Annotated in this window: 21 protein-coding genes; 12 read left to right on the top strand and 9 right to left on the bottom strand. The window is 60.3% G+C overall.

The genetic code is table 11. From position 1 onward, the window contains the following. Positions 1-88: 88 nt before the first annotated feature. Both ACA043_RS28710 and ACA043_RS28705 read right to left on the bottom strand, forming a co-directional pair. The gene (locus tag ACA043_RS28710; RefSeq protein ID WP_401271974.1) at positions 89-289 is read right to left on the bottom strand and encodes a hypothetical protein; all 201 of its coding nucleotides are present in this window, start codon (positions 287-289) and stop codon (positions 89-91) included. Positions 290-375: 86 nt separating this feature from the next. Beyond that, complete coding sequence (locus ACA043_RS28705) at positions 376-735, bottom strand: cupin domain-containing protein (RefSeq protein WP_401271973.1); 360 nt, start codon at positions 733-735, stop codon at positions 376-378. Positions 736-972: 237 nt separating this feature from the next. On the opposite strand from ACA043_RS28705, the gene ACA043_RS28700 reads away from it, so the two are divergent. Together ACA043_RS28700 and ACA043_RS28695 are read left to right on the top strand one after the other, a co-directional pair. Beyond that, complete coding sequence (locus ACA043_RS28700) at positions 973-2,466, top strand: aldehyde dehydrogenase (protein WP_187680354.1); 1,494 nt, start codon at positions 973-975, stop codon at positions 2,464-2,466. Between the two features lie 259 nt (positions 2,467-2,725). Then, complete coding sequence (locus ACA043_RS28695; RefSeq protein WP_497658319.1) at positions 2,726-3,871, top strand: MFS transporter; 1,146 nt, start codon at positions 2,726-2,728, stop codon at positions 3,869-3,871. Between the two features lie 16 nt (positions 3,872-3,887). Here ACA043_RS28695 and ACA043_RS28690 read toward each other — a convergent pair whose 3' ends face one another. Both ACA043_RS28690 and ACA043_RS28685 read right to left on the bottom strand, forming a co-directional pair. Further along, on the bottom strand, positions 3,888-5,456 hold the full coding sequence (locus ACA043_RS28690; protein ID WP_401271971.1) for a phospholipase D family protein: 1,569 nt from the start codon (positions 5,454-5,456) through the stop codon (positions 3,888-3,890). 60 nt (positions 5,457-5,516) lie between these two features. Beyond that, positions 5,517-6,938 (bottom strand): aminotransferase-like domain-containing protein, encoded by a 1,422-nt coding sequence (locus tag ACA043_RS28685; protein ID WP_187680357.1) that lies wholly within the window; start codon positions 6,936-6,938, stop codon positions 5,517-5,519. A 179-nt stretch (positions 6,939-7,117) separates the two neighbouring features. On the opposite strand from ACA043_RS28685, the gene ACA043_RS28680 reads away from it, so the two are divergent. Further along, a complete protein-coding gene (locus ACA043_RS28680; RefSeq protein WP_187680358.1) occupies positions 7,118-7,363 on the top strand; it encodes a DUF1127 domain-containing protein in 246 nt (81 codons plus the stop codon). Between the two features lie 60 nt (positions 7,364-7,423). On the opposite strand, the gene ACA043_RS28675 is transcribed toward ACA043_RS28680, so the two are convergent. Next, entirely contained in the window at positions 7,424-8,713 is a 1,290-nt protein-coding gene (locus tag ACA043_RS28675) for an NAD(P)/FAD-dependent oxidoreductase (RefSeq protein ID WP_187680378.1), read from the bottom strand. 138 nt (positions 8,714-8,851) lie between these two features. On the opposite strand from ACA043_RS28675, the gene ACA043_RS28670 reads away from it, so the two are divergent. Continuing rightward, positions 8,852-9,205, top strand: coding sequence for a YkgJ family cysteine cluster protein (locus tag ACA043_RS28670; RefSeq protein ID WP_497658318.1), 354 nt, complete (start codon positions 8,852-8,854; stop codon positions 9,203-9,205). Positions 9,206-9,274: 69 nt separating this feature from the next. On the opposite strand, the gene ACA043_RS28665 is transcribed toward ACA043_RS28670, so the two are convergent. After that, a complete protein-coding gene (locus tag ACA043_RS28665; protein WP_003177284.1) occupies positions 9,275-9,763 on the bottom strand; it encodes an Lrp/AsnC ligand binding domain-containing protein in 489 nt (162 codons plus the stop codon). Positions 9,764-9,916: 153 nt separating this feature from the next. Here ACA043_RS28665 and dadA point away from each other — a divergent pair, with 153 nt between their 5' ends. From dadA to ACA043_RS28635, 6 genes are all read left to right on the top strand, one after another. After that, the gene (dadA, locus tag ACA043_RS28660; protein WP_497658317.1) at positions 9,917-11,221 is read left to right on the top strand and encodes a D-amino acid dehydrogenase; all 1,305 of its coding nucleotides are present in this window, start codon (positions 9,917-9,919) and stop codon (positions 11,219-11,221) included. Then, entirely contained in the window at positions 11,193-11,546 is a 354-nt protein-coding gene (locus tag ACA043_RS28655; RefSeq protein ID WP_401271968.1) for a RidA family protein, read from the top strand. The genes dadA and ACA043_RS28655 overlap by 29 nt, the downstream gene beginning before the upstream one ends. A 96-nt stretch (positions 11,547-11,642) precedes the next feature. Continuing rightward, positions 11,643-12,716, top strand: a complete 1,074-nt coding sequence (gene alr, locus ACA043_RS28650) for an alanine racemase (RefSeq protein ID WP_401271967.1) — start codon at positions 11,643-11,645, stop codon at positions 12,714-12,716. 88 nt (positions 12,717-12,804) lie between these two features. Beyond that, on the top strand, positions 12,805-13,353 hold the full coding sequence (locus tag ACA043_RS28645) for a cupin domain-containing protein (protein ID WP_187680362.1): 549 nt from the start codon (positions 12,805-12,807) through the stop codon (positions 13,351-13,353). A 182-nt stretch (positions 13,354-13,535) separates the two neighbouring features. Further along, complete coding sequence (locus tag ACA043_RS28640; protein WP_187680380.1) at positions 13,536-13,952, top strand: c-type cytochrome; 417 nt, start codon at positions 13,536-13,538, stop codon at positions 13,950-13,952. 359 nt (positions 13,953-14,311) lie between these two features. Continuing rightward, the gene (locus ACA043_RS28635; protein ID WP_497658316.1) at positions 14,312-16,234 is read left to right on the top strand and encodes an acetyl-CoA hydrolase/transferase C-terminal domain-containing protein; all 1,923 of its coding nucleotides are present in this window, start codon (positions 14,312-14,314) and stop codon (positions 16,232-16,234) included. Positions 16,235-16,358: 124 nt separating this feature from the next. Here the strand turns inward: ACA043_RS28635 and ACA043_RS28630 are convergent, their stop codons facing one another. Together ACA043_RS28630 and rep are read right to left on the bottom strand one after the other, a co-directional pair. Further along, positions 16,359-16,931 (bottom strand): xanthine phosphoribosyltransferase, encoded by a 573-nt coding sequence (locus ACA043_RS28630; protein WP_007920398.1) that lies wholly within the window; start codon positions 16,929-16,931, stop codon positions 16,359-16,361. Between the two features lie 57 nt (positions 16,932-16,988). Next, positions 16,989-18,998: a DNA helicase Rep gene (rep, locus tag ACA043_RS28625; RefSeq protein WP_038359196.1), complete on the bottom strand. Its 2,010-nt coding sequence runs from the start codon at positions 18,996-18,998 to the stop codon at positions 16,989-16,991. 262 nt (positions 18,999-19,260) lie between these two features. Here rep and ACA043_RS28620 point away from each other — a divergent pair, with 262 nt between their 5' ends. Then, positions 19,261-20,934, top strand: a complete 1,674-nt coding sequence (locus ACA043_RS28620; RefSeq protein WP_187680364.1) for a putative bifunctional diguanylate cyclase/phosphodiesterase — start codon at positions 19,261-19,263, stop codon at positions 20,932-20,934. Between the two features lie 182 nt (positions 20,935-21,116). Here ACA043_RS28620 and ACA043_RS28615 read toward each other — a convergent pair whose 3' ends face one another. Further along, positions 21,117-22,514, bottom strand: coding sequence for a NorM family multidrug efflux MATE transporter (locus ACA043_RS28615; RefSeq protein ID WP_401264616.1), 1,398 nt, complete (start codon positions 22,512-22,514; stop codon positions 21,117-21,119). Positions 22,515-22,672: 158 nt separating this feature from the next. Between ACA043_RS28615 and ACA043_RS28610 the strand changes: the two genes are divergently transcribed. Then, the gene (locus ACA043_RS28610) at positions 22,673-23,593 is read left to right on the top strand and encodes a LysR substrate-binding domain-containing protein (RefSeq protein WP_497658315.1); all 921 of its coding nucleotides are present in this window, start codon (positions 22,673-22,675) and stop codon (positions 23,591-23,593) included. Positions 23,594-23,689: the final 96 nt, after the last annotated feature.

Raw genomic sequence — 23,689 nt, 5'->3', positions numbered from 1 at the left:
AAAAGGCCCGTATCTTACGATACGGGCCTTTTTTGTTGCCTGGAAACCAGTTGGGATTTATCCCTCATGCCTCCGGTTTGAGTCGCTCTCAGCCAAAGTGGAACGACACGATGTTGCCTGTCAGATCCTGGTCGATGTTTAGTCGTTCGGGCCGATGATCAGTGGTGCCAACCGGTCCGCTACGGACATGCGTACGGCCCGTCAGTTCTGTGATGTAGGCCTCTACGCTCGGTACGTAGCGGGTACCGATCAAGTGGTGAATTTGTTGCAGTACTTCTTCATTGGGCATGTCGCATTTCCTTATGCGTAAGTTGGGTGCCCTTATTCGGGCCACTCGATTCTCTGATCAGTTTCGCCAACCCGTGCGGTATATAGTTATTTTTTCTCAAAGATCACATAAATCTTTCGGCACGCCTCCAGCACCTCCCAGGTGCCGCGGAACCCAGCCGGAATAACGAAACGGTCACCCACACGCAATGTCTTGGCATTGCCATCGCTGTCACGCAGCACCGAAACACCCTGCAGAATTTCGCAATATTCATGCTCGGTGTAATTCACCGTCCACTGGCCCACCGCACCTTCCCACACGCCGACGTTCATCTGCCCACAGGGGCTGTCGTATTGGTTGAACACCGCTTGCTCGGGATCCCCCTTGAGCACTTTGGTCGGGTCCGGGCGATAGCGCTCGGCTTCGCTGGTGGTCAGGCTGATGTCGACGACGTTCTGGATGTTCATTGTTGTTTTCTCCCGTAATGACGGCGCGATGGCTGGAAAGGGCCAAAGTCTATGTTTATTAAATTGAACACCGCAAGGCCGTATAGCGCGCTTATGTCAAATATATTGAAACAACCCCGGCCGCTGGTTTAGGGTGGCGGGTGTCTTGGGCCGAAAAGCAGGCTGGCCAGGCAGAATTCCTGAGGACGCTGGCGACGATCGCGCGGCGCTCGTATTCAACAAGAGGAGGACACTTAAATGACCACCCTGACTCGTGCCGACTGGGAACAACGCGCCCGCGATTTGAAGATCGAAGGCCGCGCCTACCTCAATGGCGAATACACCGACGCCGTCTCCGGTGAGACCTTCGAGTGCATCAGCCCGGTCGATGGCCGTCTGCTGGGCAAGATTGCCAGCTGTGATGCCGCCGACGCCCAGCGCGCCGTGGAAAACGCCCGCGCCACCTTCAATTCCGGCGTCTGGTCGCGCCTGGCGCCGACCAAACGCAAAGCCACCATGATTCGCTTCGCCAGCCTGCTCAAGCAGCACGCCGAAGAACTGGCCCTGCTCGAAACCCTCGACATGGGCAAGCCGATCAGCGATTCGCTGTACATCGACGTTCCGGGCGCGGCACAAGCGCTGAGCTGGAGCGGTGAGGCAATCGACAAGATTTACGATGAAGTCGCGGCCACCCCGCACGATCAACTGGGTCTGGTGACTCGCGAGCCAGTGGGCGTGGTTGGCGCCATCGTGCCGTGGAACTTCCCGCTGATGATGGCTTGCTGGAAACTCGGCCCGGCGCTGTCGACCGGTAACTCGGTCATCCTCAAACCGTCGGAAAAATCCCCGCTGACCGCCATCCGTATCGCGGCACTGGCCGTTGAAGCCGGTATCCCGAAAGGCGTGCTCAACGTGCTGCCGGGCTACGGCCACACCGTCGGCAAGGCGTTGGCCCTGCACAACGATGTCGATACCCTGGTGTTCACCGGTTCGACCAAGATTGCCAAGCAACTGATGATCTACTCCGGCGAATCGAACATGAAACGCGTGTGGCTGGAGGCCGGTGGCAAGAGCCCGAACATCGTCTTTGCCGATGCGCCGGATCTGCAAGCCGCCGCCGAATCCGCTGCCAGCGCCATTGCCTTCAATCAGGGCGAAGTGTGCACCGCCGGTTCGCGTCTGCTGGTCGAGCGTTCGATCAAGGACAAATTCCTGCCGATGGTCATCGAGGCGCTGAAATCCTGGAAACCGGGCAATCCGCTCGATCCGGCAACCAACGTCGGTGCGCTGGTCGATACCCAGCAGATGAACACCGTGCTGTCGTACATCGAATCCGGGCATACCGATGGCGCCAAACTGGTCGCTGGGGGCAAGCGCATTCTTCAGGAAACCGGCGGCACTTACGTTGAGCCAACGATTTTCGACGGCGTGAGCAACGCGATGAAGATCGCTCAGGAAGAGATCTTCGGCCCGGTGCTGTCGGTTATCGCTTTCGATACCGCCGAAGAGGCGATCCAGATCGCCAACGACACGCCTTACGGTCTGGCGGCAGCAGTGTGGACGCAGGACATTTCCAAGGCGCATCTGACTGCCAAGGCACTGCGCGCCGGCAGCGTGTGGGTCAATCAGTACGATGGCGGTGACATGACTGCACCCTTCGGCGGCTTCAAGCAGTCGGGTAACGGTCGCGACAAGTCGCTGCACGCGTTCGACAAATACACCGAGCTGAAGGCGACGTGGATCAAGCTGTAAGTCGTTAACGAAGGCCTGTCACGAGCAGGCCTTCCAGACGAAGCAGACCCCCTGTGGGAGCGAGCCTTTGTGGTGAGGGGATTTATCCCCGATCGGCTGCGAAGCAGTCGCAAAACCAGTAAATGCGGTGTAGCTGATACGCCGCGAGTTCAGGTTTTGGGGCCGCTGCGTGACCCATCGGGGATAAATCCCCTCGCCACATAGGCTCGCTCCCACATTTGTTTGGTCCTCAAAAGAATTATCCACAGGAGCGTGGAACATGCGGTGGGCGACGTATTTCGCCGTGTTGGCGTCTGTCTTGAGTGTCGGCCTGGCCCTGGGGGTCAGCATGCCGTTGGTGTCGTTGCGTCTGGAGGGTTGGGGTTACGGGTCCTTCGCCATTGGCGTGATGGCGGCGATGCCGGCGATTGGTGTGCTGTTGGGCGCGAAGATTTCCAGTCATCTGGCTGCGCGTTTCGGCACGGCGAACCTGATGCGCCTGTGCTTGTGGGCCGGCGCGCTGTCGATCGGGCTGCTGGCGTTGTTGCCGAGCTATCCGATCTGGCTGGTGCTACGGCTGATGATCGGTGTGATCCTGACCATCGTCTTCATCCTCGGCGAGAGCTGGATCAATCAACTGGTGGTCGAGCAGTGGCGCGGCCGACTGGTGGCGTTGTATGGCAGCAGTTATGCGTTGAGCCAACTGTCGGGCCCGCTGCTGTTGGGTGCGCTCGGCACCGAGCATGACTATGGTTTCTGGGTGGGCGTCGGTTTGTTGCTGGTTTCGCCCTTGCTCTTGCTGGGACGCAGCGGTGCGCCAAGCAGTGAAGCGAGCAGTGTGACCTTCCGCGACCTGTGGAATTTTGCACGCGAGCTGCCGGCGATTGCCTGGGCGGTGTCGTTGTTTGCCGCGTTCGAGGCGATGATCCTGACGCTGCTTCCGGTGTATTGCCTGCAACAGGGTTTTACTGCAGAGATCGCCCTGGCGATGGTCAGCACCGTGGTGGTAGGTGATGCGTTGCTGCAATTACCGATTGGCGCACTGGCCGATTATCTGTCGCGGCGCACTTTGTTCACCGGGTGCGCGGTGGTGTTGATGCTGTCGAGTCTGGCGATTCCCGTGCTGCTCGATACTTTGCTGATCTGGCCGTTGTGGGTGCTGTTCGGTGCCAGTGCCGGTGGCTTGTTTACCTTGTCACTGATCCTCATCGGTGAGCGATATCGCGACGATGCGCTGGTGCGAGCCAATGCACATATTGCGCAGTTGTGGGGTGTGGGTTGTCTGGTCGGGCCTTTGGCGGCGGGGGCGGGCAGTCAGTGGATCAGCGGGCATGCGCTGCCGTGGCTGATGGCGGCCGGGGCATTCGGGCTGGTGATTCTGCTGTCGCGTCAAGGTGCGTTCGGCACAGAGGCCGAGCCTGCCTGAATAGCTCTCGCCGGGGCTACAACATCCGCTCCAGGCCCACGGTAGTGCTGAACCACGCATTGAAGCGTCGCCACCAACTCCCCGGTTCTTTGGCCAGCGTGTGCAGTTGGCCATTGTCCTCGGTTACCCAGACGATCTGCCCATTCTCAAGCTTCGCCTCGTAACTCAGCGCCGGCGCCATGCCTTGCAGGGCCAGTTCGCGCACGTGCGTGGCCAGTTCAGGGCTGTCCACCAGCACGCCGACTTCGGTGTTCCACAGCACTGAGCGCGGGTCGAAGTTGAATGAGCCGATAAACGACTTCTGCCGATCAAAGATCATCGCCTTGCTGTGCAGGCTGGAATCCGACCCGCGAAACGACTTGCCGTAAAAAATATGCGGGCCGCTACCACCACCATCACCGGGCTGGCGGCGCAGTTCGAACAGTTTCACACCGTGTTCCAGCAATGCCTTGCGATAAGGCGCATAACCGCCGTGCACGGCTGGCACATCGGTGGCTTCCAGTGAATTGGTCAGCAGTTTCACCGACACACCGGCATCGGCACGTCCGGTCAGGTACACCAGCCCCGGCTGGCCCGGCACGAAATAGGCCGAGATCATGATCAGCTCTTTGCTGACGCCCGTGAGTTCCGGCGCCAGTTGTGTGGTCAGCAGCAACTGCGGATCAGGTTCACCCTTGGCCAGCACCTTGCTCGGTGCATCCCACAGCGCCTGACTCCAGGCCCAGATCAGCTCTTTGCGCCAGATGTCCATGCGCGGTTCGGTTTTGAAGGTCATCAACTGCTGATACAGCGCATGATTCTGCTTGCGGGTTTCTTCCAGTGATTCCTCCAGGCGCGTGCGGGTGTTCTGCAAATCCCTGGCCGAGGGTTTGCTGGAGAGGAATTCTTCGATGGGTTTGCTCAGGGCACTGTTCCAGTACTGGTCGAAGCTGTGCCCGAGTTGTTCGGCCACCGGCCCCACGCTGAGCATGTCGATATCGGTGAAATTCAAATTCGGTTCGGCATCGAAATACTCGTCGCCCAGATTGCGCCCACCGACGATGGCCACGCTGTTGTCCGCCAGCCACAGCTTGTTGTGCATTCGCCGGTGTTGCAGCGACAGGTTTAACAGGCGACCGGCCGCCCGGGTCACGCCCGTGCTGCGCCCCAGATGCAGCGGATTGAACAGGCGAATCTGGATCTGCGGATGCGCTGCCAGCGTGGCAATGATCTGGTCGAGGCCGTCGCTGGTGGTGTCGTCGAGCAGGATTCGCACGCGCACGCCACGGTCGGCAGCCTTGAGCAGTTCCTCCACCAGCATCCGCGTGCTGACGCCGTCGTGAACGATGTAGTACTGCAAGTCGAGGCTGCTCTGCGCGTTGCGGATCAGCTCGGCGCGGGCGGTGAACGCCTCGGTGCTGTTGGACAATAGGCGAAAACCGGAACGGCCCTGATACGGCGTGGCCTGAGCCTGGATCGAGCGGCCGAAACTTGAGTCGGAGGCGGGCAATGCCTGACTCGGTTCGCGCGGCACATTGAGACTGGCGCAGCCGCTCAGAAGCGCGGTGAGCATCAACAAAGCGAGTAGGGGCTGTCTGAGGCTCACGTAGGATCGTTCCGGTTGGCGGCAGGGGGTGGCATTTGGATGCTGGTCACTGGAAAAAGGTCAGTCGGCTTCGGCCAGCAGTTTGATTGCTGCCGCGCCGACCTTGCGTACCGCCTCTTCTATCAGCGGTGTCGGTTTGGCAGCGTAGTTCATCCGCAGGCAATTGCGGTACTTGCCCGAGGCGGAAAAGATGCTGCCGACGGCAATCTGTACGCCTTGATCGTGCAGCGCACGATTGAGTTTCAGGGTGTCGAAACCCTCCGGCAATTCAACCCACAGCATGAAACTGCCCTGTGGACGACTGGCGCGGGTGCCAGCAGGGAAGTAGCGCGTGACCCAGTCGATCATCATGTCGCGATTGCGCTGGTATTGCGTGCGCATCCGTCGCAAATGAGGTTCGAAATGACCTGACTTGAGAAATTCGGCAATGGCGATCTGCGGCTGTGGCGCGGTAGAGCCGGTGCTGATGTATTTCATGTGCAGCACCCGTTCCAGATAACGCCCCGGTGCGACCCAGCCAATGCGCAGCCCCGGCGCGAGGGTCTTGGAAAACGAACTGCACAGCAGCACGCGGCCGTCTTCGTCGAAGGATTTGATCGTGCGTGGGCGCGGGTAGGTGTAGGCCAGTTCGCCATACACATCGTCCTCGATGATCGCCACGTCGAAACGCTGAGCCAGGTTGAGCAGGGCGCGTTTGCGGGCCTCCGGCATGATGTAACCGAGTGGATTGTTGCAGTTGGGCGTGAGCTGGATGACCTTGATTGGCCATTGCTCCAGCGCCAGTTCCAGCGCTTCGAGGCTGATGCCGGTGAGCGGGTCAGTGGGGATTTCCAGGGCTTTCATGCCCAGCCCCTTGAGCGTCTGCATGGCACCGTGAAAGCTCGGCGAATCCACCGCGACGATGTCGCCCGGCTCGCAGATCGCGTGGATGCTGGTCGACAGCGCTTCGTGACAGCCGGTGGTGACGACCAGGTCGGCGGCGCTCAACTGGCAGCCGGAATCGAGCATCAGCCGGGCGATCTGTTCGCGCAGTTCGAGGGTGCCGTGAATGTTGTCGTAATACAGACCGGGCATGTCCTGGCGGCGACTGATGCGCGCCAGCCCGCGCAGCAGCGGTTTCATGGTCGGCGAGGTGACGTCGGGCATGCCGCGACCGAGTTGCACCACATCCTTGCGGGGCACCGCGCGAATCAGCTCCAGCACCTGATCCCACTGCGAAATTTCCACCGGCCGCTGCGCCGGACGCCCGATGGCGGGCAGCTCCGGCAGTTCGCGACCGACCGGCACGAAATACCCCGACTTGGGTTTCGGCGTGGCCAAGCCGCTGTCCTCGAGCATGCGATAAGCCTGCTGCACCGTGCTGAGGCTGACGCCATGTTCTACGCTCAAGGCGCGCACCGACGGCAGCCTGTCACCAGGACGATAGAAGCCTTGTTCGATGCGCGTGCCGAGCAGTTCGGCGAGGTTCACATAAAGCGTCATGGCACTGCCTCGATGCAGGTGATTCGAAAAACCAGTACAGATGCGGCGTAAATCGACAATTCAGTAGCAGAAACAGCAAATCTGTATGGAGTTAATACAGATTGGTTGAATCTGTAATGCTTTTGCCAGCCCGCGCATCATGGAATCTCTGGCTACCCAAGTAAACAGGAGCGACAAAAATGAACGGCTTGAGCGATGTGCGGCTGACGTTACACAGTCAGGAATTGGCGGCAGGGCAGGAGGACAGTGCGTGGAATTCGGCCATGCGCAACGCGCCATCCGGCCTGAGCCGCTGGGGCCTGATCTGGCATCGTCTGCACACGCGCAAGGCGTTGTTGGGGTTGACGGCTGATCAGCTCAAGGATGTCGGGTTGACGCGTGAGCAAGCGCTGGAGGAGGGGTTGAAACCGTTCTGGCGGATCTGACTGCAACTGATCGTTCCCACGCTCTGCGTGGGAACGATCATGGAAGGCGGCACATATCCATCAGACCAACTCTTTAAGCCGATGCCACAACATCCCCAACGCCAACAACGGCGAGCGCAGATGTTTGCCGCCCGGGAAGGTGATGTGCGGCACCTTGGCAAACAGATCAAAGCCACCGCTTTGCTGCCCACTGATGGCCTCGGCGAGCAACTGACCCGCCAGATGCGTGGCATTCACGCCATGGCCGGAATAAGCCTGGGCGTAATACACATTCGGCTGATCATTGAGCCGGCCAATCTGCGGAAGGCGATTGGCGCCGATGCCAATCATCCCGCCCCACTGGTAATCAATCTTCACCCCGGCCAGTTGCGGAAAGACTTCGAGCATTTTCGGTTGCATGTACGCGGCGATGTCCTTTGGATCGCGCCCCGAATAATGGCAGGCGCCACCGAACAGCAAACGCCGATCCGCCGAGAGTCGGTAGTAGTCCAGCGCTACCCGCTGGTCACAGACCGCCATGTTCTGGGGCAAAAGGTTGTGCGCCTGTTCTTCGCTCAAAGGCTCGGTGGCGATGATGTAACTGCCCGCTGGCAGCACCTTGCCGCTGAGTTGCGGGTTGAGATCATTGAGGTAAGCGTTGCAGCCCAGCACCAGCGTCTTGGCGCGTACCGAACCCTGCGCTGTATGGACCTTCACTTCGGGGCCGTAGTCGATGCGGGTGACTGCAGAATGCTCGAACAGTTTGACTCCCAGTTGCTGCGCTGCGGCCGCTTCACCCAGTGCCAGATTCAGTGGATGCAGATGCCCGGAACCCATGTCGATCAAGCCGCCCACATAGCGCTTGGAACCGACCACGGTGTGCATTTCATTGGCTTGCAGCAAGCGGGTTTCATAGCGATAACCGAGGCCGCGCAGCTCCTCGGCATCTTCGGCAAACCCTTCAAGGTCGGCAGGTTTGTTGGCGAGGTCGCAATAGCCCCAGGTCAGATCGCAGGCAATCTGAAACCGCTCGACCCGCTGGCGGACGATTTCCACCGCTTCCAGGCCCATGAGTTTCATCTGCCGCACGCCGTCGGCACCGATGACGTTGGCGAACTGATCGAGGCCATGGCCGACCCCGCGAATCAGTTGTCCGCCATTGCGACCGCTGGCGCCCCAACCGATCTTGTGCGCCTCCAGCAACACCACGCTGAGGCCGCGTTCGGCCAGTTCCAGCGCGGTGTTCAGCCCCGAAAACCCGCCGCCGACCACGCACACGTCGGCAATCACTTCACCTTGCAGCAGCGGATGATCCGGTTGCGGCAGGCTGCTGGCGGCGTAGTAAGAGGCAACGTGAGGCATGAGTATCATCCAACGGCTAAGTGTCGAAAAAATTTGACGGAGCATAAGCCGCTCGCGCGAGGTCGGGCAACACTGGTCGGCCTGCAGTGTCTGGATCACGGCTTTTGCGGCACAATTGCGGCCTATTTCACCTTGGTCACCGCTTCGATGAGCTGCAACAGCGAAAAAATCCGCACCCTGCGCCAGCAGATCCCCACGTTCGATTGCGTGCCGGGCTGCCACGACTGCTGCGGGCCGGTAACCACTTCGCCCGAGGAGATGGCGCGCCTGCCGCGCAAGACCCGCGCCGAGCAGGATGCGGCGATGGAGGCGCTGAACTGTGTGCACTTGGGACCGAATGGCTGCACGGTGTATGGCGAGCGGCCACTGATTTGCCGGTTGTTCGGGACGACGAAGACGTTGCCTTGCCCGAATGGGCGGGGGCCGGTGGAGCTGATTCATCCGCGTGTTGAAAAGCAAATCTTCGAGTACATGGCGGCGAATCGGCAGGTGTTGGTCTAGCCTCTGCGTCCATTCTGGACCGAGTCATGATCGTTCCCACGCAGAGCGTGGGTACGATCATTGTGGTGATCAATCCGGAATCGGCAGGCTCAGGCTTTCCTTCACCTCTTCCATCACGATATAGCTCTTGGACTCGCGCACATGCGGCAGCTTGAGCAGGATGTCGCCCAGCAGCTTGCGGTACGAGGCCATCTCGGAAATCCGCGCCTTCACCAGATAGTCGAAATCCCCTGATACCAAGTGACACTCCAGCACGTGAGGCAATTTCAGCACCGCGCGTCGGAACTCTTCGAAAGTGTCGCCGGATTTGTAGTCGAGGCTGATCTCGACGAACACCAAGAGACTACCCTTCAAGTGCTGCGGATTAAGCCGGGCGTTGTAGCCCATGATGATCCCCTCGCGCTCCAGTCTGCGCACCCGCTCGGTGCACGGCGTGGTGGAGAGACCGACCTTTTCCCCGAGTTCGGTGAAGGAAATCCGCCCGTCTGCTTGCAGGATCCGCAAGATATTGCGGTCGATCTTGTCCAGCTCACGTTTGGTCTGAGTGTTGGTACGCATAGGGGATGCGCCTCCGTGAAAAGGGTTTTTGCCGAGAATTGTCGCCAAATATAGGCGCTTATATAGTGAAAAGCACTGGCATTTATTTTTTACACTGCGCGCATCATTGCTCTGACAACACGTCGGCGATCCGCCGCGACGAGGGATACAAAAATGCGCGTTATGGTCTTGGGTAGCGGCGTCATCGGTACCGCCAGTGCTTATTATCTGGCCCGTGCCGGGTTTGAAGTGGTGGTGGTCGACCGGCAGCCAGCTGCGGCCATGGAGACCAGTTTCGCCAACGCCGGCCAGGTCTCGCCGGGCTATGCCTCGCCGTGGGCTGCGCCGGGCGTGCCGCTGAAGGCGATCAAGTGGCTGCTGCAACGCCACGCCCCTCTCGCGATCAAAGCTACCGCCGACATCGACCAGTACCTGTGGATGGCGCAGATGCTGCGCAACTGCACCGCCAGCCGTTATGCGGTGAACAAGGAGCGCATGGTGCGTCTGTCCGAGTACAGCCGCGACTGCCTCGACGAATTGCGCGCCGAAACCGGCATCGCCTACGAAGGCCGCAGCCTCGGTACCACTCAGTTGTTCCGCACCCAGGCGCAACTGGATAACGCCGCCAAGGACATCGCCGTCCTGAAAGAATCCGGCGTGCCGTTTGAAGTCCTCGACCGCCCCGGCATTGCCCGCGTCGAGCCAGCCCTGGCTGGCGTGACCGACATTCTCGCCGGTGCCCTGCGCCTGCCGAACGACCAGACCGGCGACTGCCAGATCTTCACCACCCGACTCGCCGAAATGGCAGTGAAACTGGGTGTGGAATTCCGTTTCGGCCAGGACATCCAGAAGCTCGACTTCGCCGGTGATCGCATCAACGGCGTGTGGATCGACGGCAAGCTGGAAACCGCCGACCGCTACGTGCTGGCCCTCGGCAGCTACTCGCCGCAACTGCTCAAGCCGCTGGGCATCAAGGCCCCGGTGTACCCGCTCAAGGGCTACTCGCTGACCGTGCCGATCACCAACCCGGACATGGCCCCGACGTCGACCATTCTCGACGAGACCTACAAGGTCGCGATCACCCGTTTCGACAACCGCATCCGCGTGGGCGGCATGGCCGAAATCGCCGGTTTTGACCTGTCGCTTAATCCGCGTCGGCGCGAAACCCTGGAGATGATCGTCAACGACCTTTATCCTCAGGGTGGCAATCTGGCCGAGGCGAGTTTCTGGACCGGCCTGCGTCCGACTACCCCGGACGGCACGCCGATCGTTGGCGCCACACCGTTCAAGAATCTGTTCCTCAACACCGGTCACGGCACGCTCGGTTGGACCATGGCGTGCGGTTCCGGTCGTTTGCTGGCTGACCTGATGGCGAAGAAAAAGCCGCAGATCAGCGCCGAAGGCCTCGATATTTCCCGTTACGGCAACAAGCCACAGGAGTCCGCAAAACATGGCAATCCAGCGCCAGCTCACCAATGAGCGCATGAGTCAGATCGTCAGCCACAACGGTATGGTGTACCTGTCCGGGCAGGTCGGTGACGACTTCGACGCCGGGGTTGAGCAGCAGACCCGCGAAGTGCTCGCCAATATCGAGCGCTTGCTGGATCTGGCCGGGACGGACAAACAGCATTTGCTCTCGGCGACGATCTACCTGAACAACATCGAGGCGCACTTCGCCGGGATGAACTCGGTGTGGGATCAGTGGCTGCCCAAAGGCGCCGCCCCGGCCCGCGCTACTGTGGAAGCGAAGATGGCCAAGCCGAGCATTCTGGTGGAAATCTCTATCGTTGCCGCGCTGCCGTAAACCTTTTGTAATGATCCCTCTCCCGGTGCTGTTGGCGGTTCACGCCGTCAGCCAGCGCCGGTTTTTCTTCCCATGACCGCCTAGAAGTCTGCCGCCATGCGTCCTGCCCGTGCCCTGATCGACCTCCAAGCCCTGCGTCACAACTACCGAATTGCCCGCGAAGTCACCGGTGCCAAGGCGCTGGCAGTGATCAAGGCCGATGCTTACGGCCATGGTGCCGTGCGTTGTGCCCAGGCGCTGGAAGCCGAGGCTGACGGTTTTGCCGTGGCCTGCATCGAAGAAGCGTTGGAACTGCGTGCTGCCGGCATCAAGGCTCCGGTGTTGTTGCTTGAAGGGATTTTCGAGGCCGATGAGCTGGCGCTGATCGTCGAGCATGATTTCTGGTGTGTGGTGCATTCGCTGTGGCAGCTCGAAGCGATCGAGCAGGCGGCGCTGAGCAAGCCAATCACCGTGTGGCTTAAGCTTGATTCGGGCATGCATCGCGTCGGTCTGCATCCGAAAGATTATCCAGCGGCGTATCAACGGCTGCTGGCCAGCGGCAAAGTGGCGAAGATCGTGCTGATGAGCCACTTCGCCCGTGCCGATGAATTGCACGAGCAGAGCAGCGCCGATCAGGTGGCGGTATTTGAAGCGGCGCGTCAGGGTTTGGCCGCCGAGGTCAGTCTGCGCAACTCGCCGGCCGTGCTTGGTTGGCCGCAAATTCATAGCGATTGGGTGCGTCCGGGGATCATGCTTTACGGCGCGACGCCGTTCGAAGAAGCCAGCGCCGTGGCCGAGCGCCTGCAACCGGTGATGACGCTTGAATCGAAAGTCATCTGCGTACGCGAATTACCCGCCGGTGAGCCCGTTGGCTACGGTGCCAAATTCATCACCGACAAACCGATGCGCATCGGCGTGGTTGCCATGGGATACGCGGATGGCTACCCGCGCCAGGCACCGACCGGCACGCCGGTACTGGTGGCTGGCCAACGCAGTCGCATCATCGGCCGCGTGTCGATGGACATGCTCTGCATCGACCTGACCGATGTACCGGAAGCCGGATTGGGTTCGACCGTCGAGCTGTGGGGCAAAAACATCCTCGCCAGCGAAGTGGCGAAGTGGGCGGACACCATTCCGTATCAGATTTTCTGCAACCTGCGTCGAGTGCCAAGGCTCTATTCCGAGGCTTGAGGCCTCTACTGAGCCCATGTGTTGTAAATACTGAACGCTGTCGCCATGATAACGCTCAATATTTCTACAATATCAGGAGGCTCCAGCCTTGGACGTCGGTGAACGACTGCAATCGATCCGCAAGCTCAAAGGGCTTTCCCAGCGTGAACTCGCCAAGCGCGCGGGCGTCACCAACAGCACCATTTCGATGATCGAAAAGAATAGCGTCAGCCCTTCGATCAGTTCGCTGAGGAAGGTGCTTGGCGGGATTCCCATGTCCATGGTCGAGTTCTTTTCCGAAGAAATCCTGCAGGAAAAACCGACCCAGATCGTCTACAAGGCCAACGAGCTGATCGACATTTCCGACGGCGCCGTGACCATGAAACTGGTCGGCCGCGCGCACCCGAGCCGGGCCATCGCGTTCCTCAATGAAATCTACCCGCCGGGCGCCGATACTGGCGAAGAAATGCTTACCCATGAGGGCGAGGAAACCGGGATTCTGGTGGAAGGTCGTCTGGAGTTGGTGGTGGGTGTGGAAACTTTTATTCTCGAAGCCGGCGACAGCTACTATTTTGAAAGTACCAAGCCGCATCGATTCCGTAATCCGTTCGATACTCCGGCGCGGCTAATCAGCGCAGCAACACCGGCAAATTTTTAAACAAAGAGACGCCAAGCCATAACGGCGAAGGCATCCGAACCGTTTTTCCACAGCGCGGTATAACCCCTTTGTCTATGGGGTTGTTTCAGAGTGGCGGGCTACCCGCTATACTTGCGCCCGCCTGCGAACCGTGGCCGCAGGCGTGAATAGCCACCATTGAGGGTGAACGCGTGAACCTAATTATGAAAATGCTGGCCGCACCAGCAACCGTACTGGCCCTCTGGGCTGTCAGCGCTCAAGCTGCGACGAATGACGACATTGCCAAACGCCTTGAGCCTGTCGGCCAGGTGTGCGTTCAGGGTCAGGAATGCAAAGGGATGGAAGTGGTAGCGACCGCCGGCGGTGGCGGCGGTGCGAAAACCCCGGACGAAGTGATTGCCAAACATTGCAACGCTTGCCATGGCACCGGTCTGTTGGGCGCGCCGAAAATCGGTGACACCGCCGCCTGGAAAGAACGTGCCGATCACCAGGGTGGCCTCGACGGCATCCTGGCCAAGGCCATCACCGGCATCAACGCCATGCCGCCAAAAGGCACCTGTGCCGATTGCACCGACGCCGATCTGAAGGGCGCAATCGAGAAGATGTCCGGCCTGAAGTAAGGCGCGCTTCTGACGAAAAAAACCGTCTTCGGACGGTTTTTTTGTGGGCGCGATTCAAGAGCCCCTCACCCCAGCCCTCTCCCGTAGGGAGAGGGGGCCGACCGAATTGTCTTTCGCTATCCATCGACCTGAAAGACCTTAGCGATTATGGATTCAGCAAAGCTGTTTCAAGTCGGCGTATCTCCCCAATATCCCCCATTCAGTCCCCTCTCCCTCCGGGAGAGGGCTAGGGTGAGGGCAACAAATTCGAGTCGGAAACATTTCAAGAACAGCGACCATTCACTCTGAAGCTGTCCTTTGCAGCAAAGTCGAGGCAATCTCGGTCTACCTCTATTCACGGAACGGGCGGGAGGCTTCAGATGGTGCAGTTGTGTTCGATCGAACAGGCAGTGGACGACGTGCTCGCGCGGTTGCCGGCGCATATCCACATGGGCTTGCCGCTGGGGTTGGGCAAACCCAACCACTTCGTCAACGCGCTGTACCGGCGCGTCAAAGAGCTGCCCGAGCGGCAACTGACGATGTACACCGCTCTGTGCCTCGGTCGGCCGAGTTTGGGCGATGGCTTGCAGAAGCGCTTTATCGAGCCCTTCGTCGAGCGCGTTTTCGGCGATTACCCGGAGTTCGATTTCCTCGCCGACCTGCAACGCGACACCCTGCCCGCCAACATCCGCATTCAGCAGTTCTTCATGCAGCCCGGCAGCCTGCTTCACAGCGCGCCGGCCCAGCAGGATTACGTCAGCAGCAATTACAGCCACGCCGCCCGCGATATCAACGCCGCCGGTCTGAATCTCGTGGCGCAACTGCTCGCCAGCAGCAGCGAGCATCCCGACCGTCTGAGCCTGAGCTGCAACCCGGACATCACCCTCGACCTGTTGCCGATGATCGCCAAGCGCCGTGACGCCGGGGAGACCATTCTGCTGGTCGGCCAGGTGCACACCGATCTGCCGTACATGCCCGGCGATGCCGAGGTTGATATCGACACCTTCGACCTGCTGATCGACGAAAAGGACAGCAGCACGCTGTTTTCCACGCCGAATATGCCGGTCGGTTTTCAATACCATTTCATCGGTCTGCACGCCAGCACCCTGGTGCGCGATGGCGGTACGTTGCAGATCGGCATCGGCTCGATGGGCGATGCGCTGACCGCCGCATTGCTGGCGCGCCAAGCTGATAACGCCGGGTATCAAGCGTTACTCGCCGACGTGAACCTCAGCCAGTGGGCGCAACTGATCGAACGCGAGGGGGGCACCGCGCCGTTCGCCAAAGGGCTTTACGGTTGCAGCGAAATGTTCGTCAACGGCCTTCTGGTGCTGGCGGATGCAGGGATTATCCGGCGCAAGGTTTACCCCGACGTGCCGACTCAGGAGCAGGCCAACGCCGGCACCCTCGACGAGGCCGCGCAGACTGACGGCATCTCGGTGCACGGCGGATTCTTCCTCGGCCCGCGCAGTTTTTACGAGCGCCTGCGTGAGCTGCCGCAGGACAAACGCCTCGAATTCAACATGACCCGCATCAGCTACATCAACGAGTTGTACGGTCAGGAAGAGTTGAAGCGCTTGCAGCGCCTTGATGCACGTTTCATCAACACCGTGTTCACCATGACGTTGCTTGGCGCAGGCGTGGCGGACCAACTGGAAGACGGGCGGGTGCTCAGCGGCGTCGGCGGGCAGTACAACTTTGTTGCCCAGGGCCATGCGCTGCACGATGCGCGCTCCGTTCTGATCCTGCGCAGTTGGCGCGAATCCGGCGGTGACGTCAGTTCGAACATCGTCTGGGAATACGGCCATTGCACGATCCCGAGGCACCTGCGCGACATCGTTGTCACCGAGTACGGCATTGCCGATCTGCGCGGCAAAACCGACGCGGCGGTGATCGAGGCATTGTTGAATATCAGCGACTCACGCTTCCAGCCGGGGCTGATCGAGCAGGCGCAGAAGGTTGGCAAACTGCCGAAGGATTTCCGCATCGATCCGCGTTTTGCCGAGAACACGCCGCAACGCTTGCAGGCGATTGCCGCGCGGCATCCGAACCTGTTTCCGGAATATCCGCTGGGCTGTGATTTCACGGTGATCGAGCGGGATGTGTTGCGAGCGCTGAACTGGCTGAAGAGCAAGTTCAAGCTGACCGAGATTCTGGAGTTGGGCAAGGCAGCGCTGGATGCGCCGGAAGCTTCGTTGTATCCGGAGCATCTGGAGCGGATGCAGCTGACGAATCCGGAAGGGTTGAAGGAAGACTTGTTCCAACGCCTGCTGCTTACCGGCCTGAAGGCCACCGCGCAATAACTGCACACCCCAAAACAACTGTAGGAGTGAGCCTGCTCGCGATAGCGGTGCATCAGTCACCGAAATGGTTGATTGACACTAAGCGATCGCGAGCAGGCTCACTCCTACAGGGGTAATGCGGGGTTTATTCGATGAAGGTTACAACGCCATCCTTCAGCGATTTGACACGCGCCAGCGATTCAACGCGGTAACCCTGCGAATCCAGCTCGGCGCGGCCGCCCTGGAACGATTTCTCGATGACGATGCCCAGGCCGGCGACGGTGGCGCCAGCCTGCTTGATGATCGAGATCAGCGCCTGGGACGCCTTACCGTTGGCCAAAAAGTCGTCGATGATCAGCACGCGGTCGCTGCTGGTCAGGTGACGCGGGGAGATGGCCACGGTGCTTTCGGTCTTTTTGGTGAACGAATAAACGGTCGCCGACAGCAGGTTTTCGGTCAGGGTCAGGGACTGTTGCTTGCGGGCGAAGATCACCGGCACGCCGAGGTTCAGACCGGTCATGATCGCCGGGGCAATGCCCGAGGCTTCGATGGTGACGATCTTGGTGATGCCCGAATCCTTGAACAGCGAGGCGAATTCGTCGCCGATCAGCTTCATCAGGGCCGGGTCGATCTGGTGGTTCAGGAAGGCGTCGACCTTCAGGACCTGGTCGGAAAGCACGATGCCTTGTTCGCGGATTTTCTGGTGCAATGCTTCCATGAAGCTGTCCTCATTTGGCGCTTTGTGCGCCGAAGGTCTAGTAAAAAGTGGTCAATTCTAGCGCTTTAACATCGCGCGTATATCGGCCAATGCGTTGTTGCCGCGCACGGCTTTGACTTCGGTCGGTGTGTCGTCGTTGCCTTCCCACGCCAGATCGTCCGGTGGCAGCTCATCAAGGAAGCGGCTCGGCGCGCAATCGATGATCTCGCCGTACTGCTTGCGCTTGGCGGCAAAGGTGAAGGCCAGGGTCTGACGCGCGCGGGTAATGCCCACGTAGGCCAGGCGGCGCTCCTCTTCGATGGTGTCGGCTTCGATGCTGGAGCGGTGCGGGAGGATTTCCTCTTCCATGCCCATGATGAACACGTAAGGGAATTCCAGCCCCTTGGACGCATGCAGCGTCATCATCTGCACGCCTTCGGCGCCGTCCTCTTCTTCCTGCTGACGTTCCAGCATGTCGCGCAGGACCAGTTTGCCGATGGCATCCTCTACGGTCATTTCGCCTTCTTCGTCCTTCTCGAGGGTGTTTTTCAACGCCTCGATCAGGAACCAGACGTTGCTCATCCGGTAATCGGCAGCCTTGTCGCTGGAGCTGTTGGTGCGCAGCCAGTTCTCGTAGTCGATGTCCATGACCATGCTGCGCAGCGCCGAGATCGGGTCTTCGCCGGCGCACTGCTCGCGGACCTTGTCCATGAAGCGCTTGAAGCGCGACAGGCGATCGGTGAAACGGCTGTCCAGATGTTCGCCCAGACCGATTTCATCGGTGGCGGCGTACATCGAGATCTTGCGTTCGGTGGCGTAATTGCCGAGTTTTTCCAGGGTGGTCGAGCCGATCTCGCGGCGCGGCACGTTGATCACCCGCAGGAAGGCATTGTCGTCGTCCGGGTTCACGATCAGGCGGAAGTAGGCCATCAGGTCCTTCACTTCCTGGCGGCCGAAGAAGCTGTTGCCGCCGCTCAGGCGATAAGGCACCTGGTGATGCTGCAACTTCAGCTCGATCAGTTTGGCCTGGTAGTTACCGCGATAGAGGATCGCAAAATCGCTGTACGGCCGGTCGGTGCGCAAGTGCAGGCTGAGGATTTCCATGGCCACGCGCTCGGCTTCGGCGTCCTCGTTGCGGCAGCGGATCACGCGGATCTCGTCGCCGTGGCCCATCTCACTCCACAGCTGCTTTTCGAATTCGTGCGGGTTGTTCGAGATCAGCACGTTGGCGCAACGCAGGATGCGGCTGGTGGAGCGGTAGTTTTGCTCCAGCATCACCACTTTCAGGGACGGGTAATCGTCCTTGAGCAGCATCAGGTTTTCCGGCCGTGCGCCGCGCCAGGCGTAGATCGACTGGTCGTCGTCGCCCACCACGGTGAATTGATTGCGCTTGCCGATGAGCATTTTCACCAGCAGGTATTGGCTGGCGTTGGTGTCCTGGTATTCGTCGACGAGCAGATAGCGAACCTTGTTCTGCCACTTTTCGAGGATGTCGGCGTGCTCTTCGAAGAGTTTTACCGGCAGCAGGATCAGGTCGTCGAAGTCCACCGCGTTGAACGCCTTGAGCGTGCGCTGATAGTGGGTGTAGACGATGGCAGCGGTCTGCTCCTTCGGGTTACGCGCGTTTTCCAGCGCCTGAGGCGGCAGGATCAGGTCGTTTTTCCAGGCGCCGATCATGTTCTTGATCTCGTCGACGCCGTCGTCGCCCGCGTATTCCTTCTGCATGATGTCGGTCATCAGCGCCTTGACATCCGTCTCGTCAAAGATCGAGAAACCGGGTTTGTAGCCCAGGCGCACGTGTTCCTTGCGGATGATGTTCAGGCCCAGGTTGTGGAAGGTGCAGACCGTCAGGCCGCGTCCTTCGCCGGCACGCAGGAGGGTGCCGACCCGTTCCTTCATCTCGCGCGCGGCCTTGTTGGTAAAGGTCATGGCGACGATGTACTGGGCGCGGATGCCGCAGTTCTGGATCAGGTGCGCGATTTTGCGCGTGATCACGCTGGTCTTGCCGGAGCCAGCACCGGCGAGCACCAATAGAGGGCCGCCGACGTAGTTCACGGCTTCTTGCTGCCGGGGATTGAGTCGGGACATACGAAAATTCGGGAGTCGTTGACGAAATGGGCCGGCATTTTAACAGGCTCAGCGATTTGTGCTGCTCTGTCCGACTTGTGACGCACCACGCGATTCAAATTTGCCGGTTTTGTTACTTTCACGCAGGATGCGTGGAGATTTTGCGGCTAATGTTCTCATTCGTGACACAAAATAACGTTTTGATAACCGTTGTCATTTGGTCATTGAACAGCGCAACGGCATAATGCCCCGCCCACATCATTGCAGAGTCTAGGGAGCTAGCTTGTCTACGCCTGTCGAACCCTTGCGTTTGCTGCTACTGGCCGAAGAGCCAGCGTGGACAGCGTTATTGCGCGAGTGTCTGGCTCCGATGGGGAGCGCGGCAGTGCTGATCAGCGCGCCGAACTGGGAGTCGGTCAGCAGTTTGTTCGAAGACAACCGCCACGCGGTGCTGTTGACCCTTCCCGCATTGCAACCCGCGCCGGGCCGTTGCAGTTTGCCGACGGTGTTGCTGCTGGATCACGAGCCGGCCACCGCGCCCGTTGGCGTCAGCGACTGGCTGGTGTTCGACGCCCTCGACGCCGACATGCTCCGCCGTTGCCTGCGCCATGTGCGCGAACGCGGCGTGCTGGAAAACACCCTGCAACGCCTCGCCGAACAAGACCCGCTGACCGGCATCGCCAACCGCCAGGGTTTTCAGACCTTGCTGGCGGCGCGCCTCGCGGAAAACGACGGCCGGGGCCTTGCGCTCGGGCATCTTGATCTCGATAACTTCCGCCACGCCAACGACGCCCTCGGTCATCAGGCCGGCGACCGCTTGATTCTGCAAGTCGTCGCACGGCTGAAGAGTCAGCTCGAGGCCGGCGATCAACTGGCGCGGCTGGGCAGCGATGAATTCGCCCTGCTGATCGACACCCGCCGCGCGCCGCAACGCGCCGAGTGGATGGCCGAACGCATTACCGAAGCCTTGGCCGAACCTTACTGGGTCGATGGCGAAAGCCTGCTGATCGGCTCCAGCCTCGGCATCGCCCATGCCCGCGCACAGGGTGGCGCCGACCCACTGATGTGGCACGCGCACATCGCCATGCAGCAGGCCAAAAGCACCCAGGGCTGCACCTTTCATATCTTCAACGAACGCATCAACCGCAACGCGCGGAGCATGGCCGACCTCGAAAGCGAGCTGCGCCGGGCCTTGCGTCGCGATGAGCTGGAGCTGCATTACCAGCCACGTCTGAATCTTGAGGACGGCCAGATCGTCGGCCTCGAAGCCTTGGTGCGCTGGCGTCACGGCGAACGCGGTCTGCTGCCACCGAGCGAATTCGTGCCGCTGGCCGAGCAGAGCGGTTTGATCGTGCCGCTGGGTTATTGGGTGATTTCCCGGGCCCTGCGCGATATGCAGGCTTTGCGTGAGCGCGGGCTGCCGGCGTTGCACATGGCGATCAACCTGTCGTTCCGCCAGTTTCAGGACAGCCAGTTGCTGCCGACGCTCAGCCGGTTGATTGCCGAGCGTGGCGTCGAGGCGCAGTGGCTGGAATTCGAACTGACCGAAACCGCTGTCATGCGCCGCAGTGATCTGGTCAAACAGACCATGGACGCCCTCGGCCGCCTCGGCGTGCGTTTTTCGCTGGATGACTTCGGCACCGGGTTTTCGTCGTTCGTGCACTTGAATAGCTTGCCGATCACTTTGCTGAAGATCGACAAGAGTTTCGTTGGCGGCATGGAGCAGCGCGAAGAGAACCGCAAACTGGTGCACGCGATGATCAACCTCGCGCACAACCTGCATCTTGAAGTGGTCGCCGAAGGGGTCGAAACCCCGGAGCAACTGGATCTGCTGCGCGGGTTCGGGTGCGATCAGGTTCAAGGGTACCTGATCAGCAAGCCGCTGCCGTTGGCGGAGCTGGTGGAGTACCTGACGTTTGGTTCGAGTCAGCATCCAGCCCTGGAAGTCGTGAGCTAACTCCATAACTCAATTTGGAACAACATTGTGGCGAGGGGATTTATCCCCGATCGGCTGCGAAGCAGTCGCAAGACCATAGCACTGGATACATCTGATAGACCCCAGCTACCGGTTTTGGGGCGGCTTCGCCACCCATCGGGGATAAATCCCCTCGCCACAAAGGCTCTCTCCTACAAGGGATCTCAGTCGGTCTGGGCGACTGTGTATTGATTGGATGACGCAGGCTCACGCCGAATCATCCGCTTCATCTTCCATTCAAACGCCAGCGTCAGGCTCACCGCCGCAAACGCCAGCCCCAACGCCAAGCCCCACCAGACCCCCGTCGGTCCCCAGTTCAGGTGGAACGCCATCCACCACGCCGCCGGCGCGCCGATCAGCCAATAGCACCCAAGCCCGACCAGAAACGTGGTTTTGGCATCCTTGAGCCCACGGATGCAGCCCATGGCAATCGTCTGTGTCCCGTCGAACAACTCGAACCACGCCGCCACTGCCAACAGACTGACCGCGAGGCGGATCACTTCGGCAAACGCCGGATCGTTGTGATCGAGAAACAATCCGACCAATTGATTCGGCAGCAGCCAGAACACCATCGCAAAACCCAGCATCACCACCGCGCCGAACGCGATACCGACCCGACCGGACATGCGTGCATCCAGCAACTGACCGGCGCCGTAATGCTGGCCGACACGCATGGTGATCGCGTACGACATCCCCGCCGGCACCATGAATGCCACCGAAACGATCTGCAGGGCAATCTGGTGCGCGCCCATTTGCGTGCTGCCCATGGTGCCCATGCACAACGCCGCGAAGGCGAACAACCCGACTTCCACCGCGTAAGTGCCACCAATCGGCAGACCGAGCCGCCAGAGTTCCTTGAGGTATTGCCGGTTCGGCCGCGACAGGCCGGCGCGCAACGGATACGCGTCATATGCGGGATGCCGGCGAATGTGCCAGGCCAACGCGAGCGCCATGCAGTTGGCGACGATCGCCGTCACCAGCCCGATGCCCATCAAACCCAGTTTCGGCAGGCCGAACATGCCGGTAATCAGCGCGTAATTGAGCAAGAAGTTGGCCACCGTGCCAGCAAGGCTGATCACCATCACTGGCGTCGCCCGGCCAATCGCACTGGTGAAACCGCGCAGTGCCATGAAGCTCAGATAGCCGGGCAGGGCGAAGGGCAGGGCGATCAGAAATTGCCCGGCAGCGATGACGTTGGTTTCGGTCTGGCCGAACAGCAGCAACACCGGTTTCAGGTTCCACAGCAGCAAGCCTGCGCCCAGCGCCATCAGCCATGCCAGCCACAATCCCGCTTGGGTCAGGCGGGCGGCGCCAATGATGTCGCCGGCGCCCTTACGGATCGCCACCAGGGTGCCGACCGCGGCAATCACGCCGATGCAGAAAATCGACACGAACGAATAAGTTGCCGCGCCCAAGCCGCCGCCGGCCAGCGCTTCGGGACTGATGCGCGCCATCATCACGGTGTCGGTCAGCACCATCAACATGTGCGCCAACTGTGAAGCAATCAACGGCCCCGACAGCCGCAGGATGGCCCAGAGTTCGGTACGCACAGGATGCTGCATGGTCTTCACCACTCATCAATAGAGGGAACAGGAGAGCGTCGATTCTCGGCGCTTGGCAGGGAATGCACAAAGGGATAAAAAGGATGGGTTGCATGATTAAAACTCATCCTGAACAGATTCTGATAAGTTGGCCGCATCCCGCTATAGGAGCTTTCCGAATGTCTCGTCGTCTTCCTCCTTTGTATGCCCTGCGCGCATTTGAAGCGGCGGCGCGGCACAGCTCGTTCACTCGCGCGGCCGAGGAGCTGTCGATCACCCAGAGCGCGGTGAGCCGGCACATTCGTACGCTAGAGGAACACTTCGCCTGCCGCTTGTTTCACCGCAGCGGGCGCAATCTGCAACTGACCGAGTCGGCGCGCATGCTGCTGCCGGGCATCCGTGAAGGCTTCACTGCCCTTGAGCGCGCCTGCAACACCTTGCGCGCAGAGGACGACATCCTGCGCATGAAAGCCCCGTCGACTCTGACCATGCGCTGGCTGCTGGCGCGCCTCAGTCGCTTTCGTCATTTGCAGCCGGGTAACGAAGTGCAATTGACCAGTGCCTGGATGGACGTGGACTCGGTAGATTTCAACGATGAGCCCTTCGATTGCGCCGTGCTGCTGAGCGACGGCCATTTTCCGCCGGACTGGGAGGCCAGCCTGCTGTTTCCCGAAGAGCTGATCCCGGTGGGCGCGCCCAACCTGCTGAATGACCAGCCATGGGACGTGGCGCGTCTGGCGTTCGCCGAATTGCTCCATCCCACTCCGGATCGCCGTGATTGGCGCAGTTGGCTGGAGCATATGGGGCTTTCTGATCAGGTGTCGCTCAAGGGCGGCCAGGTGTTCGATACGCTGGAGTTGGGGATGATTGCAGCGGCGCGCGGTTACGGCGTGTCGATGGGCGATCTGTTGATGGTCGCCGAGGATGTCGCGCAGGGACGTTTGAGTCTGCCGTGGCCAACCGCCGTCGCCAGTGGACTGAATTATTATCTGGTGTGGCCAAAAACCCGGCCGGGAGGTGAACGTTTGCGCCGCCTCAGTGACTTCCTGCAAGGCGAAGTCCGCGCCATGGCGCTGCCGGCCGTCACGCGCTTGAGCTGAAACGATCGAGCCGTCACAATGCCGGCCTTGTGCCATAACCCTGCTGTTCGCTCAAGTATTCGGTTTTGCCGCCGAATACGTGCATGTGGAACCGTC

This window comes from Pseudomonas sp. LBUM1648, from assembly GCF_059716145.1.
This window is presented reverse-complemented; position numbering and strand designations above follow the sequence as displayed.